Below are 369 nucleotides of genomic sequence, written 5' to 3'. Positions count from 1 at the left end.
GACGCCGTGGCCCTGGGCGAGACCAAGCAAGTCAACGCGATCCGCTTCGATGGCACCGGTGGCGGCCAACTGGTACCGGTAGCCAACGGCCAAGCGACCAGCGTACCGGCCAGCTTCGGCAGCTTGACCATCAACGCCGACGGCAGCTACCGCTATGTCATCGATAACACCAACGCTGCCGTGCAGGCGCTTTCCCCGGGCCAGACCCTAGTCGAGCAGTTCACCTATCAGGTGGTCGATACCGACGGTCTGACCGCCGTCACCGTGCTGGTGATCACTATCCAGGGCGCCAACGATGCGCCGGTGGCCGTGGACGACCAGGGCAGTGCCATCGCCGGCGCCAGCGATGGCAGCCCGGCGTCGGTCAAT

Annotated in this window: 1 protein-coding gene; it reads left to right on the top strand. The window is 65.9% G+C overall.

The window, feature by feature from the left end; genetic code table 11:
* Window positions 1-369: VCBS domain-containing protein (locus ACF8Q6_RS06570; RefSeq protein WP_392498523.1), on the top strand; the 369-nt coding region annotated here is incomplete at both ends.

Source organism: Pseudomonas sp. GLN_2 (assembly GCF_043106005.1).
Taxonomy (GTDB): domain Bacteria; phylum Pseudomonadota; class Gammaproteobacteria; order Pseudomonadales; family Pseudomonadaceae; genus Aquipseudomonas; species Aquipseudomonas alloputida.
The sequence above is the reverse complement of the archived record's forward strand: the minus strand, read 5'-3'. Positions and strand labels throughout refer to the sequence as shown.